The 685-nt window shown below is 77.2% G+C and carries 1 pseudogene; it reads right to left on the bottom strand.

Annotated features, from left to right (window positions below):
* A pseudogene (locus MXD58_RS24370) lies at nucleotides 1–490 on the bottom strand (hypothetical protein); the annotation flags it as partial.
* Between the last annotated feature and the right edge of the window lie 195 nt (nucleotides 491–685).

The following is a 685-nucleotide window of genomic DNA, read 5'->3' on the forward strand; positions in this document are numbered from 1 at the left end:
GGCCCGGCACGAGCTCGGGCTCCGGCGCGTCGTCCACGCCCCCGGCGGGAGCCAGGTGGCCGGGCGGCACGACCGCGGCGGGTGCGACCACGCCCTTGGTTGCCGCTGCGCCGGGTCCGACGACTGTCGGGGTCACCATGGCGTCCTCTTCTCCCAGGCGCCGGGCCGAGGCTTCGCGGTGCGGTGCGTCCCCGTGCGGTGCGTCCCCGTGCGGTGCGTCCCCCTGCGGTGCTTCCCCGTGCGGCGCAGGGCCGTCGGGTGCGCCGCCACGAGCGGCGCCGTCGCGGCCAGCACGCTCGGGTTCGGCGCCGCCGACACCGTTGCGTCGGGTGCTGCCGGACGCGGCGGAGGCGGGTGAGGTGTCGAGGGGGGTGGCCCCGTCCGCTCCCGTGTCCTCGGGCCCAATGGTCAGCTCCCCCCGGCTGGTGTAACCGCGTGGCGCGTCGGCCGGGCTCACCTCCGGCCTGCGCATGATCGGCCTTCGTCCCATGGCGGAGACCTCCCCATGTCCGGACGTGTCAGGCTGGCCAGAGGTTGCGCCGCCAGCCGGATCAGCGATGACGTGCACCGCCTGTGGCCGGCCCCGCCGTGTTCGCGGCCGGGCTCCGGCCCCGCCCGACCGTCCTCGGAGCGGCGCCGCGGCCGTGGCGGTGTTCGCACCATTTCAGCATTCGCGGCCCGGCGC

Source organism: Frankia sp. AgKG'84/4 (assembly GCF_023242965.2).
Classification (GTDB): Bacteria; Actinomycetota; Actinomycetes; order Frankiales; family Frankiaceae; genus Frankia.